19 protein-coding genes and 5 tRNA genes are annotated in these 20574 nt (G+C 53.4%); all 24 read left to right on the forward strand.

Features of this window, described 5'->3' with window-relative positions; all coding sequences use genetic code 11:
* Positions 1–526 precede the first annotated feature (526 nt).
* The 24 genes from RCH91_RS09715 (at position 527) to RCH91_RS09830 (ending at position 20558) form a co-directional block, all read left to right on the forward strand.
* Positions 527–603 (forward strand) — tRNA-His (locus RCH91_RS09715).
* Positions 604–662: 59 nt separating this feature from the next.
* Positions 663–745 (forward strand) — tRNA-Leu (locus RCH91_RS09720).
* Positions 746–854: 109 nt separating this feature from the next.
* Positions 855–2156: a trigger factor gene (gene tig / locus RCH91_RS09725; RefSeq protein WP_306534690.1), complete on the forward strand. Its 1302-nt coding sequence runs from the start codon at positions 855–857 to the stop codon at positions 2154–2156.
* Between the two features lie 21 nt (positions 2157–2177).
* Positions 2178–2777 (forward strand): ATP-dependent Clp endopeptidase proteolytic subunit ClpP, encoded by a 600-nt coding sequence (clpP, locus tag RCH91_RS09730; protein ID WP_306534576.1) that lies wholly within the window; start codon positions 2178–2180, stop codon positions 2775–2777.
* The gene (gene clpX, locus RCH91_RS09735; RefSeq protein ID WP_306534578.1) at positions 2774–4027 is read left to right on the forward strand and encodes an ATP-dependent Clp protease ATP-binding subunit ClpX; all 1254 of its coding nucleotides are present in this window, start codon (positions 2774–2776) and stop codon (positions 4025–4027) included. The genes clpP and clpX overlap by 4 nt, the downstream gene beginning before the upstream one ends.
* Positions 4028–4039: 12 nt before the next feature.
* Positions 4040–6457 carry an endopeptidase La gene (gene lon / locus RCH91_RS09740; RefSeq protein WP_306534580.1) on the forward strand — a complete coding sequence of 806 codons (2418 nt, stop codon included), beginning with the start codon at positions 4040–4042 and terminating at the stop codon, positions 6455–6457.
* A gap of 121 nt (positions 6458–6578) precedes the next feature.
* Positions 6579–6655, forward strand: a tRNA-Asp gene (locus tag RCH91_RS09745).
* An 8-nt stretch (positions 6656–6663) separates the two neighbouring features.
* Positions 6664–6739, forward strand: a tRNA-Val gene (locus RCH91_RS09750).
* A 60-nt stretch (positions 6740–6799) separates the two neighbouring features.
* Positions 6800–6876, forward strand: a tRNA-Asp gene (locus RCH91_RS09755).
* Positions 6877–7032: 156 nt separating this feature from the next.
* The gene (locus RCH91_RS09760; RefSeq protein ID WP_306534582.1) at positions 7033–7773 is read left to right on the forward strand and encodes a polyprenol monophosphomannose synthase; all 741 of its coding nucleotides are present in this window, start codon (positions 7033–7035) and stop codon (positions 7771–7773) included.
* Positions 7763–7948 carry a hypothetical protein gene (locus tag RCH91_RS09765; protein ID WP_306534584.1) on the forward strand — a complete coding sequence of 62 codons (186 nt, stop codon included), beginning with the start codon at positions 7763–7765 and terminating at the stop codon, positions 7946–7948. The genes RCH91_RS09760 and RCH91_RS09765 overlap by 11 nt, the downstream gene beginning before the upstream one ends.
* Positions 7949–8139: 191 nt before the next feature.
* On the forward strand, positions 8140–9006 hold the full coding sequence (locus RCH91_RS09770) for a 6-bladed beta-propeller (RefSeq protein ID WP_306534586.1): 867 nt from the start codon (positions 8140–8142) through the stop codon (positions 9004–9006).
* A 140-nt stretch (positions 9007–9146) separates the two neighbouring features.
* A complete protein-coding gene (locus RCH91_RS09775) occupies positions 9147–9764 on the forward strand; it encodes a cytochrome C (protein WP_306534588.1) in 618 nt (205 codons plus the stop codon).
* A gap of 65 nt (positions 9765–9829) precedes the next feature.
* Entirely contained in the window at positions 9830–10876 is a 1047-nt protein-coding gene (locus RCH91_RS09780) for a cytochrome c3 family protein (RefSeq protein ID WP_373694379.1), read from the forward strand.
* A 23-nt stretch (positions 10877–10899) separates the two neighbouring features.
* The gene (locus tag RCH91_RS09785) at positions 10900–11325 is read left to right on the forward strand and encodes a cytochrome C (protein ID WP_306534592.1); all 426 of its coding nucleotides are present in this window, start codon (positions 10900–10902) and stop codon (positions 11323–11325) included.
* Positions 11326–11424: 99 nt separating this feature from the next.
* The gene (locus tag RCH91_RS09790; protein WP_306534594.1) at positions 11425–12633 is read left to right on the forward strand and encodes a type II secretion system F family protein; all 1209 of its coding nucleotides are present in this window, start codon (positions 11425–11427) and stop codon (positions 12631–12633) included.
* A 57-nt stretch (positions 12634–12690) separates the two neighbouring features.
* The gene (locus tag RCH91_RS09795) at positions 12691–14412 is read left to right on the forward strand and encodes a GspE/PulE family protein (RefSeq protein ID WP_306534692.1); all 1722 of its coding nucleotides are present in this window, start codon (positions 12691–12693) and stop codon (positions 14410–14412) included.
* Between the two features lie 33 nt (positions 14413–14445).
* Positions 14446–15360 carry a type IV pilus biogenesis protein PilM gene (gene pilM, locus RCH91_RS09800; RefSeq protein ID WP_306534596.1) on the forward strand — a complete coding sequence of 305 codons (915 nt, stop codon included), beginning with the start codon at positions 14446–14448 and terminating at the stop codon, positions 15358–15360.
* Positions 15360–15899, forward strand: coding sequence for a PilN domain-containing protein (locus RCH91_RS09805; RefSeq protein ID WP_306534598.1), 540 nt, complete (start codon positions 15360–15362; stop codon positions 15897–15899). The genes pilM and RCH91_RS09805 overlap by 1 nt, the downstream gene beginning before the upstream one ends.
* The gene (gene pilO, locus RCH91_RS09810; protein WP_306534600.1) at positions 15896–16444 is read left to right on the forward strand and encodes a type 4a pilus biogenesis protein PilO; all 549 of its coding nucleotides are present in this window, start codon (positions 15896–15898) and stop codon (positions 16442–16444) included. The genes RCH91_RS09805 and pilO overlap by 4 nt, the downstream gene beginning before the upstream one ends.
* Positions 16441–17043 carry a type II secretion system protein PulP gene (locus tag RCH91_RS09815; RefSeq protein ID WP_306534602.1) on the forward strand — a complete coding sequence of 201 codons (603 nt, stop codon included), beginning with the start codon at positions 16441–16443 and terminating at the stop codon, positions 17041–17043. The genes pilO and RCH91_RS09815 overlap by 4 nt, the downstream gene beginning before the upstream one ends.
* Before the next feature lie 29 nt (positions 17044–17072).
* A complete protein-coding gene (locus RCH91_RS09820; RefSeq protein WP_306534604.1) occupies positions 17073–19622 on the forward strand; it encodes a cohesin domain-containing protein in 2550 nt (849 codons plus the stop codon).
* A gap of 74 nt (positions 19623–19696) precedes the next feature.
* The gene (locus tag RCH91_RS09825) at positions 19697–20134 is read left to right on the forward strand and encodes a type II secretion system protein (protein ID WP_306534693.1); all 438 of its coding nucleotides are present in this window, start codon (positions 19697–19699) and stop codon (positions 20132–20134) included.
* A gap of 7 nt (positions 20135–20141) precedes the next feature.
* On the forward strand, positions 20142–20558 hold the full coding sequence (locus RCH91_RS09830; RefSeq protein ID WP_306534606.1) for a type IV pilin protein: 417 nt from the start codon (positions 20142–20144) through the stop codon (positions 20556–20558).
* Positions 20559–20574: the final 16 nt, after the last annotated feature.

The raw sequence follows: 20574 nt of genomic DNA on the forward strand, positions 1-20574 counted from the left end.
TGACGCCTCGGATCGCCTCAAGAGCAACTTTCGTCTTGTACTGACTGGTGAAGCTTTTGCGCTTCCGTTCACTCATTGCCTGCTCCTTTTTATCGCAGGCACCATCTTAAACTATTGTCCTGAAATTGGGGTCCACTATACCCCTGGGACCTGACAAGATTCAGCAGGCGGGCGTCCTGCAGCTTTTCCAGGTATTCATACAGGCGAGGGCGGGAAATGTCCGCTGCTTCGGCCAGTCATTTCAAGTCCGGACAGTTTATTTGCTCGTGACAATGGTGTTTTTGATCTTGACAAATATGGCAAGCTATGGCAAAAAGCTACTTCCATTTAAGATCGTTACCTGGTTGGTCACAGACTGGGTTCGATGGGTCACCAAATGCACATAAAACCTTTGACTTAATTAGTTTAGTTGCGAGAATCAATCAAATTATGCTGTGTAGAGCGCGTCTTTACAATGGATTTCACAGACTTCTATTCCGTAGATCAGAGGTTTGAATCCTTTCAGGCGTGCCAAACCCAATTTATGGTGGCTATGGTGAAGGGGTCCAACACACATGACTGTGACTCATGCATTCGTGGGTTCAAATCCCACTAGCCACCCCAATTAAAGTAAAGCCCCGTGATAAACGGGGCTTCTTCGTATGTGGGTTGTACATACAGCTGCGAGAGTGGCGGAACTGGCAGACGCACTGGACTTAGGATCCAGCGGGCAACCGTAGGGGTTCGACTCCCCTCTCTCGCACCATCCCCAGTTCACAACAGAGGATGCCCCCCCGAAGATGTTCAATTCAATGTGCCTTTCAATCAGGTAAGTCTCTGACATTCAATAATCCAGGGAAAAGAGAGGGTAAATGATGACGAGTACTGTTGAATCGCTCAGCAGCGTGAAGAAGAAGATTTCTTTCGAAATTCCAGCCGAACGTGTCTCTACAGAAATCGACAAGGTTTTCGGGCAGATTCAGAAGCGTGCTGCCATCAAGGGTTTCAGGAAGGGAAAGGTTCCTCGTACCCTCGTTGAGCAGAATTATGGATCAATGATGGAAGGTGACGTCCTCAAAAACCTTTTCGACGAAACCTATTTCAAGGCTCTTGCCGACCATAAGATATTTCCGGTTTCTCATCCTCTCATCGAGAGTGATGAGGTGAAGCGTGGCGCGCCATTGAAATATTCAGCAACGGTCGAAGTTCTTCCTGAAATTGAGGTCAAGGATTACGCAGGTCTCCACGTGAAGAAGGAGAAGTTTGTCTCTGACGATGCTCCTGTGGAGGCTCGACTCAACGAGATGCGAGAAGGAATGGCAGTGCTTAAGCCGCTTGAAGAGGGTAAGAGTGCTGAGAACGGACATTTCGTCGTGATTGACTTCGTGGGATCCGTGGATGGCATACCGTTTGAGGGTGGATCTGCCGAAAGCTATCAACTTGAACTTGGTTCTGGCCGTTTCATCCCGGGCTTTGAGAATCAGCTTGTCGGCGTGAAGGCCGGGGAGCAAACGACTGTCGCGGTAACGTTCCCCAAAGAGTACGGGAACGAGGATCTGGCGGGGAAGCAGGCCAGCTTTGCTGTTACGGTCAGGGAAATCAAGGTCAAGGAACTTCCTGAGCTTAACGACGAGTTCGCCATGCAGTTCGGCGAGTTCGAGACCTTTGACCAGCTGAAAGCCAAACTTGTTGAGTTGCACGAGAAGCAGGAAATCGACAGAATCAAGGCAGACCTTCAGGACCGTCTCGTTAAGGCGCTTCTTGAGAAGAACGAAATTGAAGTCCCGTCTACTCTTGTGGAGCGGCAACTTCAAATGATGCTGTCGAATATGAAGAACCGGCTTGCTCAACAGCGCCTCTCCTTGGAGATGATGGGGATGGATGATGAGAAGTTCAAGGTTCAGTACCATGACTCTGCCGAAAATCAGGTAAAGGGGTCGCTCCTTTTGGAGGCTGTGGCCAAGAAGGAAGGGGTCAAGGTTGAGGAAGCCGACATCGAGGCCAAGCTCCGTGCCATGGCCGAGGAGGCTGGACAGGATTTTGAACGGGTAAAAAGCTTCTACGAGCAGAACCATAATGCCAAGGAAAATCTTGTGGCACATCTGAACGAGGATAAGGTCTTGGGGTATCTTCTAGATAAGGCTGTCGTTACGGAAGTGGCCAAGGACGAACTCTAACATCCGGCTTCAGGAGGGAATATGCTCGTACCAATTGTGGTCGAACAAACCGGTAGGGGGGAGCGCTCGTATGACATCTACTCGCGCCTTCTCAAGGACCGGATCATTTTTCTTGGTGGTCCCATTGACGATCACGTGGCCAACTTGGTGATTGCCCAGCTTCTCTTCTTGGAGGCCGAGGACCCTGACAAGGATATTCACCTCTACATCAACTCTCCGGGCGGTGTTGTGACGGCCGGTATGGCAATCTACGATACCATGCAGTACATAAAGGCTCCGGTCTCTACTATTTGCGTCGGGCAGGCTGCGTCAATGGGTGCTCTCCTTCTTTCAGGTGGAGAGAAAGGGAAGCGTTTCAGCCTGACCCACTCTCGAATCATGATTCACCAGCCACTCGGGGGATTCCAGGGTCAGGCGACCGATATTCATATCCATGCCCAGGAAATCCTGAAGATGAAAAAAAGGCTTAACGAGATAATCGCCGAAAATTCTGGACAGGCACTCGACAAGGTGGAAGCGGACACCGAACGTGATTATTTTATGTCTGGTGAAGAAGCGAAGATCTATGGTATTGTTGATGATATTATAGAGAGAAAACCCACCAGCGGAGGTTCTCGGTGAGTAGAAGAAACGACAGCAGCGAAAACCTGACCTGTTCTTTCTGCGGCAAGAGCCAGGACGAGGTAAAGAAACTCATCGCGGGGCCGACCGTGTACATCTGTGATGAATGCATCGAGCTCTGCAATGACATCATCGCTGAAGAGAGCAAACTTGAGGAGGCCATGGGGCCGGACGTGAAAAAACTCCCCAAGCCCCGTGAAATCAAGGATGTTCTGGACGAGTATGTCATTGGTCAAGATCGGGCAAAGAAGATCCTTGCCGTTGCTGTCTACAATCACTACAAGCGCATCGAGTCCATGGGTAAACCCAGCGACGTGGAGATGCATAAGAGCAATATTCTCCTCCTGGGTCCTACCGGATCGGGGAAGACTCTTCTCGCCCAGACTCTGGCACGTATTCTCAGGGTTCCGTTTGCCATGGCTGACGCCACCAATCTTACGGAGGCGGGGTATGTGGGAGAGGATGTTGAGAACATCATCCTCAATTTGCTTCAGGCCGCCGATTACGATGTGGAGCGAGCCCAGAAGGGAATCATCTATATCGACGAGATCGATAAGATCGCCCGCAAGTCCGATTCTCCCTCCATTACCCGTGATGTCTCGGGTGAAGGGGTTCAGCAGGCACTGCTCAAAATAATCGAAGGTACCGTCGCCAGCGTTCCTCCCAAGGGGGGACGCAAACATCCGCAGCAAGAGTTTCTTAAAGTCGACACCTCAAACATTTTGTTCATCTGCGGTGGAGCCTTTGCTGGCCTTGACAACATCATACAGCAGCGCATTGGTGTTAAGACCCTTGGTTTCGGTGCCGACGTAAAGAGCAAGGTCGAGAAGAAAGCGGGAGAACTCCTCACTGAGGTTACTCCCGAAGATCTTCTCAAATTTGGCTTCATCCCCGAGTTCATCGGCCGACTGCCAGTACTCGCCACGCTTCATGAATTGGACGAGGCTGCCATGGTCCAGATTCTTAAAGAGCCAAAGAGTGCTCTTGTCAAACAGTACCAAAAGCTTTTCGAGATGGAGCACGTCAAGCTTAAATTCACCGATGGCTCCCTCGTTGCCATAGCGCGTGAGGCACTAAAGCGCAAAACTGGCGCACGGGGACTCCGGTCTATCCTCGAAAACGCGATGCTTGACATCATGTACGAGATTCCCTCGCAGACCATGGTTAAGGAAGTAGTCATAAGCGACGATGTTATCTACAATCGGGAAAAGCCGATCATAGTTTACGAAAGTGTGGCGGAATCCGCCTGACCAGGGGACCAGATGTTTGACGATCAGAACAGCCAAGCAATTAAAAGAGGGGATCTGGAAAGATTCCCTCTTTTACCTTTAAGAGACATTGTCGTGTTTCCGCATATGGTTGTGCCGCTTTTTGTCGGCAGGGAGAAGTCAATCTCTGCCCTTGAAGCAGCCATGAACGGTAACCGCTTGATATTTCTCGCCGCCCAGAAGAATGCTAAGACAGAGGAGCCGACAAAAGAGGATATCTATACCATTGGTACGGTTTCCCAGGTTATTCAACTCCTCAAGCTCCCCGATGGAACCGTGAAAGTGTTGGTCGAGGGAAAGAGGCGGGGCGTTATTGCATCCTACATTCCTGTCAATGACTATTTTGTCGTCGATGTACAGTCCGTTCCGGAACAATTTGAGACGACTTCTGAGATGGAGGCCCTGGTTCGCAGTGCCCGTTCGACCTTTGAGGGCTACGTGAAGCTGACCAAAGGGATCCCGCAAGAAACCGCCAGTGCGATTCTCGGCATCACTGACCCGGGCAAGCTTGCCGATACCCTTGCTCCCCATCTTAACCTCAAGCTGAGTGATCGGCAGGAACTTCTGGCACTGGCTGACTCCGGTAGTCGTCTGGAGAGACTCCTAGCGTTCATGGAGTCAGAGGTTGAAATTCTGCAGCTTGAGAGCAAGATCCGCAGCCGGGTCAAGAAGCAGATGGAGAAGAACCAGAAGGAGTACTACCTCAATGAACAGATGAGGGCGATCCAGAAGGAGCTTGGGGGTAAGGACGATTACAAGCAGGAGATAGCAGAACTTGAGGAGAAGGCTTCAAAAGGAAAGCTCTCCAAAGAAGCAAAGCACAAGGCGCTGGCTGAACTCAAGAAACTCAAGTTGATGTCTCCGGCCTCTGCCGAGGCGGCGGTTGTGAGAAATTACGTCGACTGGCTCGTTGCGCTGCCGTGGGGCAAGCTGACGAGGGAAAAGCACGACGTTGAAACTGCAGAAACGACTCTCGACGCAGATCACTATGGTCTCGACAAAGTCAAAGAGCGCATCCTCGAATTCCTGTCTGTGCAGACGCTCGTCAAGAAAATTAAAGGCCCGATTCTGTGCCTCGTTGGTCCGCCGGGTGTAGGAAAAACTTCACTTGCCCGTTCCATCGCCGCGGCAACGGGACGAAACTTCGTGAAGATGTCTCTCGGAGGGATGCGTGATGAAGCGGAAATTCGCGGACACCGCCGCACATACGTGGGGGCCATGCCGGGCAAGATAATCCAGAACCTGAAGAAGGCGGGGAGTAATAACCCGGTTTTCCTGCTGGATGAACTCGATAAGATGAGTTCCGATTTCCGTGGTGATCCGGCTTCTGCCATGCTCGAAGTGCTTGATCCCGAGCAAAATGCCCATTTCAGCGACCACTTTCTTGATGTGGAATATGATCTCTCCCGCGTCATGTTTGTTGCCACTGCTAACTCTATCCACGGGATTCCTCGCCCCCTTCTCGACAGGCTTGAGGTGATCAAGCTCGAGGGGTACACTGAGCAGGAAAAACTTGCAATTGCTGAACGCTACCTGGTGAAGAAGCAAATGGAAGCCAACGGGCTCGCTCCGGATAAGGTCAGTATTTCTCCCAAAGCCATCATGGACATCATCAGATTCTACTCGCGCGAGTCTGGGGTGCGAAACCTTGAACGCGAGATCGCATCGGTATGCCGTAAAGCTGCACATCGGGTCGTGAAGGGTGAAAAAAAGAAGATCACGGTTCAAACCAAGAACCTCAAGGATTTTCTCGGTCCCCCGCGGTTTAAGATCGGAACAGCTGAGGAAAAGGATTGCGTTGGTGCCGTCACAGGTCTTGCTTGGACCGAGGTTGGGGGTGATCTTCTTACTATTGAGGTGGCAATTGTTCCTGGTAAGGGGAAGCTTACTATTACCGGAAAACTCGGGGAGGTAATGCAGGAGTCGGCTCAGGCAGCGATGACCTATGTGAGATCACGGGCCCAAATTCTGGGTCTAGAACGTGATTTCTATCAGGCCATCGACATTCACATACATGTTCCGGAGGGAGCTATTCCCAAGGATGGCCCGTCCGCCGGAATCACAATTGCAACGGCAATTACTTCGGCCTTGACTGGAAGAGGGGTACGACGGGATATTGCCATGACCGGTGAAGTTACCTTGAGAGGTAATGTGCTCCCCATCGGCGGCCTCAAGGAAAAGCTCCTTGCCGCCCGTCGAGGGGGCATAAAGGAAGTCTTGATCCCCCGAGATAATCAGAAGGACCTTCATGATATCCCACGGGAGGTATATGAGGGGATGACCATACATGCTGTCTCCCATATGGATGAGGTTCTTTCGCGAGCTCTACTTGAAGTAATATTGCCTTTGGTGACGGCATCGGGAGTATGCATAGCAGAGGGAACGGCCAAGGATTCTGTTACCGCCCACTAACTGATAAAAATATGGTTGACAGTCTGTGTTAAGGTCTGGTATAAATAAAATTCGTTTTATGAGGGGTTTGCTGACGTGTAAATCTTTATTTTGATTAGTTATTTTACTGTTTATCTTTTTTGGGGTCGTAGTTAAGTTGGTTATAACGCCGGCCTGTCACGCCGGAGGCCGCGGGTTCGAGCCCCGTCGACCCCGCCAATTTAGAAGGGCGAATAGCTCAGCTGGGAGAGCGCCAGCCTTACAAGCTGGATGTCGGGGGTTCGATCCCCTCTTCGCCCACCACATAACGACGTTTGGAAAACTCCGTGCGACGTTAACGATGTAAACAGTTGAATAAAGTTTGGGGTCGTAGTTAAGTTGGTTATAACGCCGGCCTGTCACGCCGGAGGCCGCGGGTTCGAGCCCCGTCGACCCCGCCAGCTACGAAAAAAGGCCATGCATTGCATGGCCTTTTTTCGTTGTGTCTTTTTGTCTCCAGGCATGATGGGGGTCGGTACGTTTTTCCCTTCTGCTTGACCAGATGGAGCCTAACAGTCTAAAAAGAATTGGTACTGTCTCCTTTACCAGGGGTGAAAATGAAGGTATTTGTCGTCGTTCCCACCTACAACGAAAGTGATAATATTGTAACTCTTATAGAGAGGGTCCTTGACCAGCGGGATGACATTAATGTTCTGGTGGTGGATGACCATTCTCCTGACGGGACGGGTGAGATCGTGGCGCGGATGGCAGACGAGAACCATCGCGTTCACGTTCTGCATCGGTCCGGCAAGATGGGGCTTGGGTCCGCCTATTGCGCCGGCTTCAGGATGGCTTTGCAGGAGGGTGCCGACTTCATTGTTCAGATGGATGCTGACTTTTCACACGATCCGGCAACTATCCCGACTTTCATTGGCGCCATGGACACCTATGATGTTGTCATCGGTTCGCGGTATCTGAACGGGATTAGCGTCGTTAACTGGCCACTCAGACGGCTTATGCTCAGCTACTTCGCGAATGTTTATACCCGGATCGTAACGGGGCTCACAATACAGGACTGCACCAGTGGCTTCAAGTGCTTCCGACGCCGTGTGATAGAGTCCATTGACCTTGATTCGATACGTTCCGATGGATATTCTTTTCAGATCGAAATGAACTATCGGTGCGTTGAACGGGGGTTCCTCGTCGGAGAAATTCCCATTATTTTCATCGACCGCCATGCGGGAAGTTCTAAAATGTCGAAGAAGATTGTCCGCGAAGCCGTGCTGATGGTCTGGAAGCTCAAGGCAGGCTCAATGGTCAAAAGGTTGACACGCAGGGGAGGCTCCCATGCTTTATGAGGGATGGACTTTCGTCTGTCAGGCGGGATTGTGGGGCTGGATAGCTTCAACCACCGTTTTCATCGTAAAAGCATTCCCGACACGTGGTGCCATGAACGGAGAAACAGCGGGATGGTGGGGCGTGGCGGTAGTCGCCTTTTTCGCCCTCTGGATTATGGGAATGGTGATGGCATGAGGCCTGTTGCTCGTGTTGTATTGTGTCGGATCATTCTTTTCCTTCTTGTTGTTCTCTGTTCTGCCGGGTGTGCCGGCCTCGGTGTTGACCCCCTCCCTCTGCGAGACCCTGCCGTTGATCGTGCCTGGCCTCCTGCGCCCAGTTCGCCGCGGGTTCGTTTTCTCCGTGAAATAACGGGACCCCAGCAGATAGTGCCAAATCAGGGAAAGTTTAGGCAACTTTGGGAGATCGTTACTGGCGAAGAGCAGCTGGCGATACCGTTCTTGACGCCCTATGGCATTGCCAGTGACGGCGCAGGATTGCTGTGTGTGGCGGATACGTCGGCAAGAACGGTTCAGTGCTATGATCTGACTAAACGAGAAGTTCACTATATTCTGCAGGCAGGAGACGAACCGCTAGCGAGCCCCGTGGGGGTTGCTCTGGATGTGGCCAGCAATGTCCTGGTGTCCGATTCGGTCAACGCAAAGGTTTACATCTTCTCACCACAGGGTGAGTTTCTCCGCGAATTGGGCAGTGGGGCGGTCAGGTTCCAGCGGCCCGCAGGGATTGCCGTTGCTGTCAATGGTGACGTGTATGTAGTCGATGTTTTGGCACATAAATTGAAAGTTTTTGAAAAGACTGGACGCTACATAGGCGAGTTTCCCCGGGAGGGAAGTGGTGAGCCGCTGTATCTGCCGTCCAACGTGGCAGTCGATAGGGCTGGGCATGTTTATGTCACCGACTCCATGAACTTTACGGTGAAAAAGTATGACCGTGACGGTAATTACCTCAGAAGTTTCGGTGAAATCGGCGACGCTCCCGGTTCTTTCGCTAGACCACGGGGGGTGGCGGTAGACAGCGATCTCCATGTGTATGTCGTTGATGCTACCTTCGACAATTTTCAGATTTTTGACCAGGAAGGGAAACTTCTCCTTTTCGTTGGTAAGCCCGGCAAGGGGCCGGGCGAGTTCTATCTGCCGAGCGGAATTTTCATCGACAGAAACGACCGGATCTTCGTCTCCGATACGTATAACAAGCGTATCCAGGTATTCGAATATCTGAGACAGGGCACACCATGATAGTTGGAGCAGGAAACGTGCTGTCAGTCTTTATTGTGTTGATTGTGATTTTTTTTGACGCTGGCGTGAGTATTGGCGCTCCTGGTCCCAAGTTCAAAGACGGCGGTAACAAGCATAACCTCTCGTTCAGCAATACTGGCGTGAACTATAAGGCCACAAGCGCTTCAGATCCCAGGGCTAATCAGATATGCATTTTCTGTCATACCCCCCACAACGCCAAACCCCAGACAGTGCTCTGGAACCGTAACGATACTACCCAGACCTTTGGTCACTATTCCTCCGACACATTGGCCATCCACACCGATACGACGGCCCGGACCTCCAGCGACTACAAGACTGAGCCCAACGGTTCCTCCCGCCTTTGCATGAGTTGTCACGACGGGGTGACCGCACTGGGGGCTGTTCTGAACGGCAGTGCCATCGAGGTGAACAGCAGCATCTACACGGCAATGGCGGGGGCTAAGGTCTTTGATCGGACCAGGATTACCAATTCACATCATCCGGTTTCCTTTGTGTATAATGCTGCGGTTCGTGATCGGCTCAATACCCTGGAGGGAGCGGGGACGTACAAGCTTCCTGCCAACGCCAAGGTTCGGCTGGACAGGGAAAAAAGGATGCAATGTATAACCTGTCACGATCCCCATCAGACGCAGTTTGACGACCCTTCCACTCCCTTTTGGGTGCTCGGCGGAACGGACGCAACTGACGCCCATGACTCGGTCTGTACCGACTGTCATACGTTTGTCGGCAACCCTTGAGAGATTCCTCCATGATTCTGAAGTACTTACTTGTCATTACAACTTTCCTGGTGGCGGTACCGACTATGCTCTTTGCGGTGTCATACCCCAAGGATGCCGTGCATCTCGACAGGAATAAAGTGCCTGCGGGGTGCTCTACTTGTCACTTGAGCTTTAACTTTAAGTCTGGCGGGGGGCCAGAGACCTGTATTATCTGCCATGGCGACCCGAGCAGGCTGACGAAAGAATATAAGAACATGCCGAAGAGGTTTGTCCCGATGGTGAAGAATCTAAAGAACATCGAGGCAGAGTTCGTCAAGACCTATCGCCATCCTACGTTCGACGCCAAGGGGAGTCATCGGAGTAATGAAATCCTTCCCGAGACGGACTCCCGCATGCCCCGCCATGCTGAGTGCGTCGATTGCCACAACCCCCATTATGTGACCAGGGAGAACAAGTTTGCGGGGATTCGGGGGAAACGGGTTGGCAACGTGGTTTCATCCGTAAGCAAAGAATATGAGCTCTGCTACAAGTGTCATGCTGAGAGCGCCAATCTGCCTGGACGATTCACCAACAAACGGAGGGAGTTCGCACTGACCAATCCCTCCTTCCATCCGGTGGAAGGCGAGGGGAAGAACACCGCAGCCATTAGTCTTCTGAAGCCGTATAAAGAAAAAAAAGTAAATGCCGGAGATATTTCTACCATCTCATGCGGTGACTGCCACGGCAGCGAAAACTCCGACTCACCGCGGGGCCCACATGGGTCGCTCTACGAGCATATCCTTGTGGATCATTACTCGAAAAGCGACAATCTGGCGGAAACACCCTTTGCCTATGCCCTCTGCTACCGTTGCCACGACCGATCGAGCATCCTCGGCAACGAGAGTTTCCGGTTCCATGCCCTGCACATCCAGGGAAGGGGAGGGAGCACCGGCGCCACGGGGACTTCCTGCTACACTTGCCACAACTCCCACGGGAGTCCCGACAACAAGTATCTGATTATGTTCAATAAATCGGTTGTTTCACCAAACTCCCAGGGACAGCTCAAATTCGTGGAAAAGGGGGTTTCGACATTCCGGGGCGAGTGCTACCTTTCCTGTCATGGTGTCGATCACAATCCAAAGGTTTACTAAGAGGCGCCACGGTGATGTCATTCATGAAGCATAGTATTACAGCCGGAGTGCTCGTTTCGGGGCTCGTTTTTTCTGGCACGGGGAGTGCTGCTCCAGAGACGGTCAATACCGAGGTTAATCCCCATGAAAACCAGGAGAGTTGTGAGGTCTGCCATCTGCTTCCCACTGAGAAGCTGGGGGGCTTCTTCACGTCAAAAACCTCGAAGAGGCAACTTAGCGCCGATCACGTGAATCTCTGCAGACAGTGTCATGGCATGGGGTTCGGTCACGGTGTCGGCAAGAAACCTGACATGAACCGCGAGGGGCTCCCCCTAGCTGATGACGGGACCATAACCTGTGCCACTACCTGTCATGCCATGCACGTAAATAACCCTGCCGACCACGAGCAGGGGCATTATCACCTCCGTCTCCCCGTGTTAAAACTCTGTTTTTCCTGTCACGAAAAATGATCAGCGGTGGTGGCTGCTTCGGAATGCTCCGGACAGCCACAAGACAACATCGTGTGGTTTTTCATTCTAATTTTAGCGGTTTTGTGGTAAGAGACACCCATGGCCCTCTATACCTGTAAGCTCGGCTCCACAGAAGGCAGAATCATCGTCAAGGAGTTTGAATCAGTCAATCCTGAGATCCTTCGTGTCAGTCTGGAGGAGCAGGGTTTTTTTGTCTTCGAGGTAAAAAAAAAGCCGTTCCAGTTTTTGTGGGAAAAGGGAGGGGGGCGCCGGAAGGTAGACAACAAAACGCTTCTGACCTTCAATCAGGAACTGCTGGTACTCATCAAGGCAGGCCTTCCGATTATCCAAGCCCTGGATACCATTCTGGAACGCTTCGACCGGGGGCAGCTCGCGGAAATTCTTGTGGAAGTCCGCGAGAACGTTAAGGGAGGTATGGCCCTTTCCGACGCCCTGGAGAAGTATCCGAAAGCGTTTCCCCATCTGTACGTGGCTTCAGTGAGAGCGGGTGAGCGTACCGGCGACCTTCCCTTGACCATCAGGCGGTACATCGCTTTTTTGAAGCGCGTGGAGGAGGTACGGAAGAGGTTTGTTTCCGCCCTCGTCTATCCTTCGATCCTTATAATCGTTGCAACTTTGGCGATTACTTTTCTCCTGGTGTACGTGGTTCCGACCTTTAGCCAAGTCTACGCCGATGCCGGCTCCCAATTACCGCTCCCCACACGGATTCTGATTGCTTTTTCCTCGACTCTCAAGCACTACATTCTCTTCATTGTTGGGTTGATCGTCTTCGGGGTTATGGCCTTTAGGCGCTGGGCCGCCACCGAACGGGGTCGATACTGGGTGGATAACCTCACGATCAGGCTTCCCTTTATTGGCGAGGTTTTCTCGAAGTTTGCCGTTGCTTCTTTTACGAGGACCCTTGCAACAGTCATCGGAAGCGGGATTCCTATCGTCGAATCGCTGAAAATGTCGGTTGGTACCCTCAATAATGTGGTTTTGGAGCGGAGGCTTCTCCAGGCGGTCGTCAAGGTGGAAGAGGGAATGAGCCTGTCGAACGCAATCGAATCTGTAAAGTTTATGCCTCCGCTGGCGCTCCGCATGCTCGGCGTGGGGGAAACCACCGGTTCACTGGAGGAGATGTTGAGCGATGTGTCTGATTATTTTGAAGGAGATATTGATGCCCGGCTCCACCTCCTCACCACTGCCATTGAGCCGGCCATCATGATTGTCATGGGGCTGGTGGTCGGCATCATCATCGTCACCATGTACCTTCCGGTGTTCAAGATAGCGGGAACGGTGGGATAACCAAGCCGGGCGACGTTTCACGGGTGGGACGTCCTGATCGGATACATACAGGCCATGATGAAACACGTCTTCAAGCGGAAAAATATCGGTGAAATTCTCGTGGAACGCGGTGTCCTCAGCCCTGATGACCTGCCGTACGTCATCGAGAAGCTGAAGGTTACCTCCAAGCGATTCGGTGAGATCTGCGTCGAAGAAGGCTTCATTACCGAGGAGGCTCTCGCCCTTGCCCTGTCGGAGCAATTCGGCATCGAGTATGTGGATGCCCGGGGTGTGCGCCCCAACGAGGCGATCCTCAACAAGCTTCCCCCCGATGCTATCTATCGCTACCGCTTTGTTCCCCTTGAGGAGCAGGGAAACAGTCTGGTTATTCTCATCTCCGATCCCACCGACGTCATTAAGCTCGATGAACTTGAGCTTCTTCTCGACCGTCCGGTCATTATCAAGCTGGCCACCGAATCGGCGATTTCGACTATCCTGAAAAAGGGTGAGGCGACAAGCAGAGTCCTCAAGGAGGTGTCCGAGGACTTCATGCTCCAGCTCGTGCGGGAGAACGAAAAGGGTGAGGAAATCCTCTCCATGGAGAAGATCTCCGCCGACACGAGCCCGATCATCAAACTGGTGAACTCCACCGTCATGGACGCCCTGACGAGAAGGGCGAGCGATATCCATATCGAAACGGCCCTTGAAGGAGTCATCATCAAATACCGGATCGATGGGGTCCTCTACCGGGCCACTGAGCCCCTCGACAGCCACTTCCAGGCACCGATCATCTCCCGCCTCAAGGTCATGAGCGAGCTGGACATTTCCGAGCGACGCGTACCCCAGGACGGTCGCTTCAAGGTCAGGATCGCCGACAAGGCCATCGACTTCCGCGTATCCATAATGCCGAGCGCCTTCGGCGAGGACGCGGTTATCCGTATTCTCGACAAGGAGAGCATTGCCTCGGATCTCAAGGGGTTGACCCTCGAAACCCTTGGCATGAACCCGCGGGAGATGAAGCGGCTGCGGAAAAAGATCCGCGAGCCCTATGGGATGGTGCTGGTAACCGGTCCGACCGGTTCGGGCAAAACCACGACCCTTTACGCGGCCCTGACCGAGATTCACACCGGTGAGGAGAAGATCATCACCATCGAGGACCCGGTGGAGTATGTCCTGCGCGGAATTGTCCAGATCCCGGTGAACGAGAAAAAGGGGCTCACCTTTGCCCGCGGGCTGCGCTCCGTGCTGCGGCACGACCCTGACAAAATCATGGTGGGGGAGATCCGCGACCCGGAAACTGCCCAGATCGCCGTTCAGTCTGCTCTCACGGGGCACTTGGTATTCACCACTGTCCATGCGAACAATGTTTTCGACGTGCTCGGCCGCTTTATCCATATGGGTATCGATCCGTACAACTTCGTTTCCTGCCTCAATTGCGTCATGGCACAGCGTTTGGTACGCAAACTCTGCCCCCACTGCAAGTCCCCGACCGTCCATCCCGATTCAGTCCTCATTGAATCAGGGCTTGACCCGGAGCAGTGTCGGAGCGTAACCTTCTTCGATGCCCATGGCTGTGACGACTGTAACGGCACCGGCTATCGGGGGCGTTCAGCCATTGTGGAACTGCTCGATTTGAATGACCATATCCGTGAACTGATCATGTCGAAGACGCCCGCTGCCCAACTCAAGGTGGCCGCCCGGGAAGCCGGGACGGTCTTTCTCCGCGAGTCGGCCATTGAGAAGGTCCTGGCTGGCGAGACGTCACTGCGGGAAATCAACCGTGTCACTTTTGTTGATTAGTTCGTTGAACACATTTCAGGATGGAAGGCTTGCATGTTTTTCTCCCGTAACGCGGTAGGGATGGAAATAACCCAGCATGGGGTCAAGATGGCCCTGGTCGGTGGCAATAAGAGCCGGCCGAAACTGTTGGCCAAGGAAATCGCCGAATTCCCTGCCGGGACCATCAGGCTTGTTCACCGGGAGCCCAATGTGGTCGAGCCAGCTTTCTTTGTCAGGCAGATAAAGGAAGCGTACCTGAAGCTGCTTCACCGCACGAATCTCGTATCCGTGTCGCTGCCTGATTCCTGTGGCCGGGTGACGCTTCTTGACCTGGAAACGCGCTTCAAGAGCCGCGACGAGGGGCGTGACGTCATTCGCTGGAAGCTCAAGAAAAGCCTTCCGTTCGATGTAAGTGACATCCATCTCGACTACCAGATCCTGAGAGAGAAGGAGAACGGTGAGATTTCAGTCCTGGTGGCGATCATTGCGCGACAGGTGGTTACCCAGTACGAAGATTTGCTTATTGAGGCCGGAATACAGCCAAATCGCATTGACTTCACCACCTTCAACCTCTACCGGCTCTTTTCACCGCGGATCGACATGGGCGAAAGCTCTCTTTTTGTTACCTATCACGAGGGAGTGCTGAGCATTCTTGCTTTCCATCAGGGGGTCCTTGAGTTCTATCGGGCAAAGGAACTGGCTGACCACGATCCCGATATGAATCGTGTCTTCATGGAAACCAGCAGCTCGCTCCTCTTCTATCGGGACAAGAATCCGGGGCGTGAGTTCCGTGAGGCGTTCTGTTTGGCACCCAACGGGAACGGAGAATTGTTCAGGACCGTCATTGCCGAGGCGTGCGGCGTTGAGCCCTTCATGCTCTTGCCGGATACGTTTATCGATAACCCGGGTGGCGGGGCGGTCTTGACCCCCTTGGCGGCGGCCCTTGGTGCTGCAACGAGGAACCTCTGATGGAGCTGAAACTCAACCTCGCAACCCGCTATTTTTACGATACGCGAACGCTGAACACTGTCTTGGCGGCGGTGATCGCCGCACTGATCATTATTACGTTCTTCGGCGTGAAGGGGTTCGCCACGGATGCCGGCCATGAAAAGCATCTTGAGGGTGAACTGACAAAGCTTCAGGCACGCTTTGCGACTTCGGCGAAGGGAGTATCGGAAAAGGAGTACCAGGATCTTCTCAAGAAAATCTCCGCCGCCAACGGTATCCTCAAGAAGAGAGGGCTCAACTGGCTGCTCCTGCTCGACCGGCTTGAGGCCGTGGTGCCCGAGGGCGTCGCGCTTTCCTCCATCGAACCGAAGTTCAAGGAGGGGACCCTGACGCTTTCGGGAACCGCGAAGGAATTCCGCAATCTGAGGGCATTTGTGGAGAACCTTGAAGGGGAGCCGCGCATAACCGATGTTTTCCTCCAGAGCCAGTCGGAAATCAAGGAAAGTGCTAACCAAAGAGGAGTGGGTTTCACAGTCACCTGCAAGGTGGACTTCTCATGACCAGGCATCAGCTCCTTGATATCCTGAGGGAAAGGCGGGTTGCCCTTGCCGTGATCCTCGTTCTGGTCATGACGAACATCGGACTAGTGGTCTATTCGCGGGCGTACCAGCAGCCGAAACTTGCAAAGCTCCAGGATGAATGGTCGGGAAAACGGAGCCTTGTGGCGGGTGGAGAGGGTGACTTGGCGGCTATTTATCGGCAGGGGTCTGCCGATTTGGCGGTGTTTCAGGAACGCATTCCATGGAAGCGGGACTTTACCCGGGAGATGATGGAGGTTTTCGAAATAGCCGCCAACAATGGCCTGAAGGTGAAGGGTATTTCCTACAAGCCCGAGGCGCTCAAGGATTCGAATCTGGTTGTCTATGGCGTATCCATGACTCTCGACGGTAAGTATGCCGGCATAAAGAGTTTCATCTCCGACCTCCAGTGCCATGGGGGACTGTTGACGATCGATGCGATTTCCCTCTCAAGCGGCAGCATGACCGAGGAGGCGGTTTCCCTCAAGATGCAGCTCTCCGCCTACCTGCGTCCGGAGGAGAAATGAATCGCAAGAAGCTGATTCTGTCCGTTCTCCTCGTGGTATTTATTGTCGCAGCCATCGTGAGCTTTGTCAGGATGCCGCGTCAGCAGAGTGTTTCTCAGTTGAAGTATGTACCAGGGAAGGTGACCCGTCCTCAGAAACCGTCACCTGCTGCCGTTAGCGACGAAAGGAAGCTCAGACTCGATCTCCTGGAATGCCCCCAGAACCGGTTTGCTGGTTTCCGCCGAAACATCTTCCGTCCCATTTTCCGGGATGAAACGAAGCTGCCGCCGCCGTTGCCCGTATTGCCGAAACCCGTTCCGCCACCACCGCTGCCAATGCCACTGGTTGCGCCTCAGCCGGTTGCTCCCCAGCCACCGCAGGTCGTGCGGGACATGGCTCGATTTACCTTCCTGGGGTTCCTCAAGAAGGACAACCGCAAGACTATTTTCCTTGCCAGGGACAAGGAAATCATCCTTGTCCGGCAGGGTGACAAGATCGCCGGTAATTACGAAGCGACAACCATAACCGACGAGGCGCTTTCGATCCGTTCCGTTGCCGACGGAAGCGAGATGGTTATTCCTCTCGTCGAGAACAGGCCCCTCGCCGGCCAGCTACGATGAACGTCACAATGGTTCAAGGAGCCGCGTACATGCGAATCATTTTCAAGATAGCCGCCCTGTCGTCTCTTCTCGCATCCCTTGCAGGGTGCGGTGCCGGACTTACGGCATTCAATAAGGGAGAGAGGCTGGAGCGGGACGGGAAGCTCGATGAGGCGGTCATCAAGTATTCCGAGGCGGTTGTAGCCAATCCGGAGATAAGCGAATACCGCATGAGGCTCCTCAAGGCCAGCGAGCAGGCGGCTCTTCGACACCTTGAAAAGGGCGATGAGTACCTTGCCCTGAAGAGCTATGATGAGGCACTCGCTGAGTTCCAGTCCGCCATTTCCCTCGACCCGTCGCTTCACCGTGCGAAACAGGCGAGCGACAAGCTCATTCGTGACAGGAATTCGCGGGCCTATTTAAAAGAGGGGCAGGATTTCGAACGGGGGAACAAACCCCGGGAAGCGCTCCAGGCATATCGCAAGGCCCTTGACCTCAATGGGGAAAACAAGGAAGCGCAGGAGGCCCTTGAGCGTCTATTGAGTACAAAGAAGACCCGTCTGGAAGGATATGAGCTCAACCTCAAGTCCACAAAGCCGATCACCCTCAAGTTCAAGGACGCGAAGCTGAAGGACGTCTTCTACATTGTTACCCAGCTATCTGGCATCAACTTCATCTTTGATGAGGGGATTAAGGACCAGAACGTAACGATCTATCTGGAAAATGCAAATTTCCAGCAGGCCCTCGACCTCCTGACCAACATGAACAAGCTTGGCAAAAAGGTGCTGAATGAAAGCACCATTGTCATTTTTCAGAAAACGCCAGAAAAATCGAAGCAATATGAAGATCTGATTGTTAAGACGTTTTTTCTGAACACCCTCGATGCCAAGAAAGCCGTCAATCTTCTCCGGACGATGCTTCAGGTTCGCAAGGTCTACGTGAACGAGGAGCTGAATGCCATCGTCGTGCGCGATACACCTGACCTGGTCGATGTGGCTGGCAAGATTCTGGAGGCCAATGATGTTCCCGATGCCGAAGTGCTTCTGGAGGTTGAAGTCATCGAGGTGTCAAAGCGAAACATAGAGAACTTCGGCCTTGCCTTGAGCAGATATGCGGTGTCGCTTAACACACTGACCCCGGAAGGATCTTTCTTGTCAGACTCCTTCCTTAAGGCGAAGCTTGGTGATACTCAGGAATCTGCCAATACGTCGAACCTTCTTCAGACATTCTCGTGGAACGGCTACAAAGGTTTCATAACGGTTCCAAGTGCCACCTATAGCTTTGGCAAGAGAATTACCAACGCCGAGGTGCTTGCAAACCCGAAAATCAGAGTCAAGAACCGGGAAAAGTCCAAGTTTACGGTCGGTACGAGGGTGCCGATCACCACTACGTCAACAACCGGCACAACCGGTGGCTTCAGCGTGAACGTCCAGTATGTGGATGTCGGTGTCAAGCTCAACGCCGAGCCGACCATTATGCTCAACAACGAGGTGTCGATCAAGCTCGGTCTCGAGGTCAGTTCGATCGTTGACAAGGAAACGGTGGGGGGGACGGATTCGGCAACAACGGTCGTCACCATCGGTACCCGTAACCTGGATACGGTGTTAAACCTCAAGGATGGCGAGACGAGTGTCATCGGAGGACTGATTGAAGATTCCAAGACTAAGGGAAAGCAAAAGATCTTTTTGCTGGGCGACATCCCGTTCATCGGTCCGCTCCTGTCCGACAACACCACCGATAACCAAAAGCGCGAGCTGATTCTTGCAATCACGCCGCGCCTCGTGCGTTCTGTTACCGTACCCGAGCCGGATGTCGCTTCCTTCTGGTCCGGCAAGGAGGACGATCCTTCGGTTGTCAAGCCGTTCGCTTCCTTTGAGCTTGAGCCGGAGTTTACCACTGGCCAGCCGGCCCAATCGAAAGCCGTCAAGACGCCGACAGCAGCATCGCCAAAACCCGCCTCTGTTCCTGCTCAGGCAATCACACCACAGCAGCCCGTGCCTCAGGTTGAGGAAGGGAGCCCTGCTTCCCCAGTTGCCCCGCAGGCAACGACTCCCCAGTCGGCGACACAACAGACGCCGACACCAGGGCAGCAACCTGTTCCGGCCGCCGTTCAACTCCAGGCGGTAGCACCGCTTCCCGTGCCGCTCTCTCAGGCTGCTGCTCCTGCCGCTGCGACACCTGTGCCCCCCGTGCGCGGAAGCCTCAATATATCGGCGCCGGCAGCGGTGGATCTCGGCTCCCAGTTCAAGGTCGAAATCAGGGTTTCCGATGTCAAGGGGCTTGCCAAGGCACCCTTTGTGCTTCTTTATGATCCTATATTCATCGAGTATGTGGGGGCGGTGGAAGGGACATTTCTGAATCGTGACGGCAAGCCGACCACCTTCAACGCCCAGGCCGACAAGGGGACGGGGAGGGTGACGATTACGATGGGGCGCACCGTTACCGAGGGGATCGATGGCGCAGGATCGCTCCTTGCGGTGACCTTTGCCGCCAAGAACAAGGGGCCGGCAAGTCTCGGGCTTCAGAATGTAACCTTTACCGACCAGGCAAACAGGCCGCTTGATATCATCCCTTACAATACGGTTGTCGAAGTGAAGTGAGCGTGAAAGCTTTTTCCCCGTCAATTGGAAGGATTGCCCGACAGCAGGGGGGACTCAGCTTCATCGAACTGGTGATGACTGTCGCCATCCTCGGCATCCTTGCCACGGTGGTGGTTCCCTTTACCCAGATGACTGTCAAACGCACCAAGGAGCTTGAGCTGCGCCGATCCCTCAGGGAGATCCGCACGGCCATTGATGAGTACAAGAAGGCCTATGACGAGGCCCACAAGGGGAAGCAAGTCCTCAATGAATCGGGGTATCCTGAAACCCTGGAAGTTCTCGTCGAAGGAACGGATTTCGGTGGCGAGGCGGTTACGACGAAGAAAAAATTCCTCCGCAGGATCCCCGTCGATCCCTTTAACCGTCCCGTGCCGGGTGAAAAGCCCGAATGGGGAATGCGTTCTTACAAGGACGAGCCCGACAGCACCACCTGGGACAATTCCGATGTGTATGACGTCTACTCCCTGAGTGAGGGTACAGCTATCGACGGGACACTCTATAAGGACTGGTAACGCGCCGATGTTCAGACGACTGCTCAATAACCGCAGGGGGTTCACGCTCGTAGAGCTGATGATCGTCGTGACCATCATTGGCATTCTTGCCACGATAGCGGTGCCGAGCTACAAGTGGAGCCTCATCAAGGCGAGAGAGGCGGTATTGAGGGAGAACCTCTACAGCTTTCGCAGTGGCATAGACCAGTTCTACGCCGACCAGGGAAAGTATCCCGATACTCTTCAAGAGCTCGTTGACAAGAAATATCTTCGCGATCTCCCCCGGGATCCCTTTACGGCGAAAACTGACTCATGGGTTACGGTGCCGCCCCCGGAACCGACCGATGAGGCGGCGTCCGGGAAAAAGGAAACAGGCAACGTCTATGATGTACATAGCGGTTCCCCCTTGGTGGGAACCGACGGTAAACCGTACAACGAATGGTAGCGTGCTGCGGGAAAAC

The organism is Geobacter sp., from assembly GCF_030834625.1.
Classification (GTDB): Bacteria; Desulfobacterota; Desulfuromonadia; order Geobacterales; family Geobacteraceae; genus Geobacter.

Bases quoted from the DNA above. Each gene is read 5' to 3' on its own strand.
- tig (WP_306534690.1), top strand. From the start codon at position 855: ATGACGAGTACTGTTGAATCGCTCAGCAGCGTGAAGAAGAAGATTTCT.
- clpP (WP_306534576.1), top strand. From the start codon at position 2,178: ATGCTCGTACCAATTGTGGTCGAACAAACCGGTAGGGGGGAGCGCTCG.
- lon (WP_306534580.1), top strand. From the start codon at position 4,040: ATGTTTGACGATCAGAACAGCCAAGCAATTAAAAGAGGGGATCTGGAA.
- RCH91_RS09760 (WP_306534582.1), top strand. From the start codon at position 7,033: ATGAAGGTATTTGTCGTCGTTCCCACCTACAACGAAAGTGATAATATT.
- RCH91_RS09765 (WP_306534584.1), top strand. From the start codon at position 7,763: ATGCTTTATGAGGGATGGACTTTCGTCTGTCAGGCGGGATTGTGGGGC.
- RCH91_RS09780 (WP_373694379.1), top strand. From the start codon at position 9,830: ATGCTCTTTGCGGTGTCATACCCCAAGGATGCCGTGCATCTCGACAGG.
- RCH91_RS09785 (WP_306534592.1), top strand. From the start codon at position 10,900: ATGAAGCATAGTATTACAGCCGGAGTGCTCGTTTCGGGGCTCGTTTTT.
- RCH91_RS09790 (WP_306534594.1), top strand. From the start codon at position 11,425: ATGGCCCTCTATACCTGTAAGCTCGGCTCCACAGAAGGCAGAATCATC.
- RCH91_RS09795 (WP_306534692.1), top strand. From the start codon at position 12,691: ATGAAACACGTCTTCAAGCGGAAAAATATCGGTGAAATTCTCGTGGAA.
- pilM (WP_306534596.1), top strand. From the start codon at position 14,446: ATGTTTTTCTCCCGTAACGCGGTAGGGATGGAAATAACCCAGCATGGG.
- RCH91_RS09805 (WP_306534598.1), top strand. From the start codon at position 15,360: ATGGAGCTGAAACTCAACCTCGCAACCCGCTATTTTTACGATACGCGA.
- pilO (WP_306534600.1), top strand. From the start codon at position 15,896: ATGACCAGGCATCAGCTCCTTGATATCCTGAGGGAAAGGCGGGTTGCC.
- RCH91_RS09815 (WP_306534602.1), top strand. From the start codon at position 16,441: ATGAATCGCAAGAAGCTGATTCTGTCCGTTCTCCTCGTGGTATTTATT.
- RCH91_RS09820 (WP_306534604.1), top strand. From the start codon at position 17,073: ATGCGAATCATTTTCAAGATAGCCGCCCTGTCGTCTCTTCTCGCATCC.
- RCH91_RS09825 (WP_306534693.1), top strand. From the start codon at position 19,697: ATGACTGTCGCCATCCTCGGCATCCTTGCCACGGTGGTGGTTCCCTTT.
- RCH91_RS09830 (WP_306534606.1), top strand. From the start codon at position 20,142: ATGTTCAGACGACTGCTCAATAACCGCAGGGGGTTCACGCTCGTAGAG.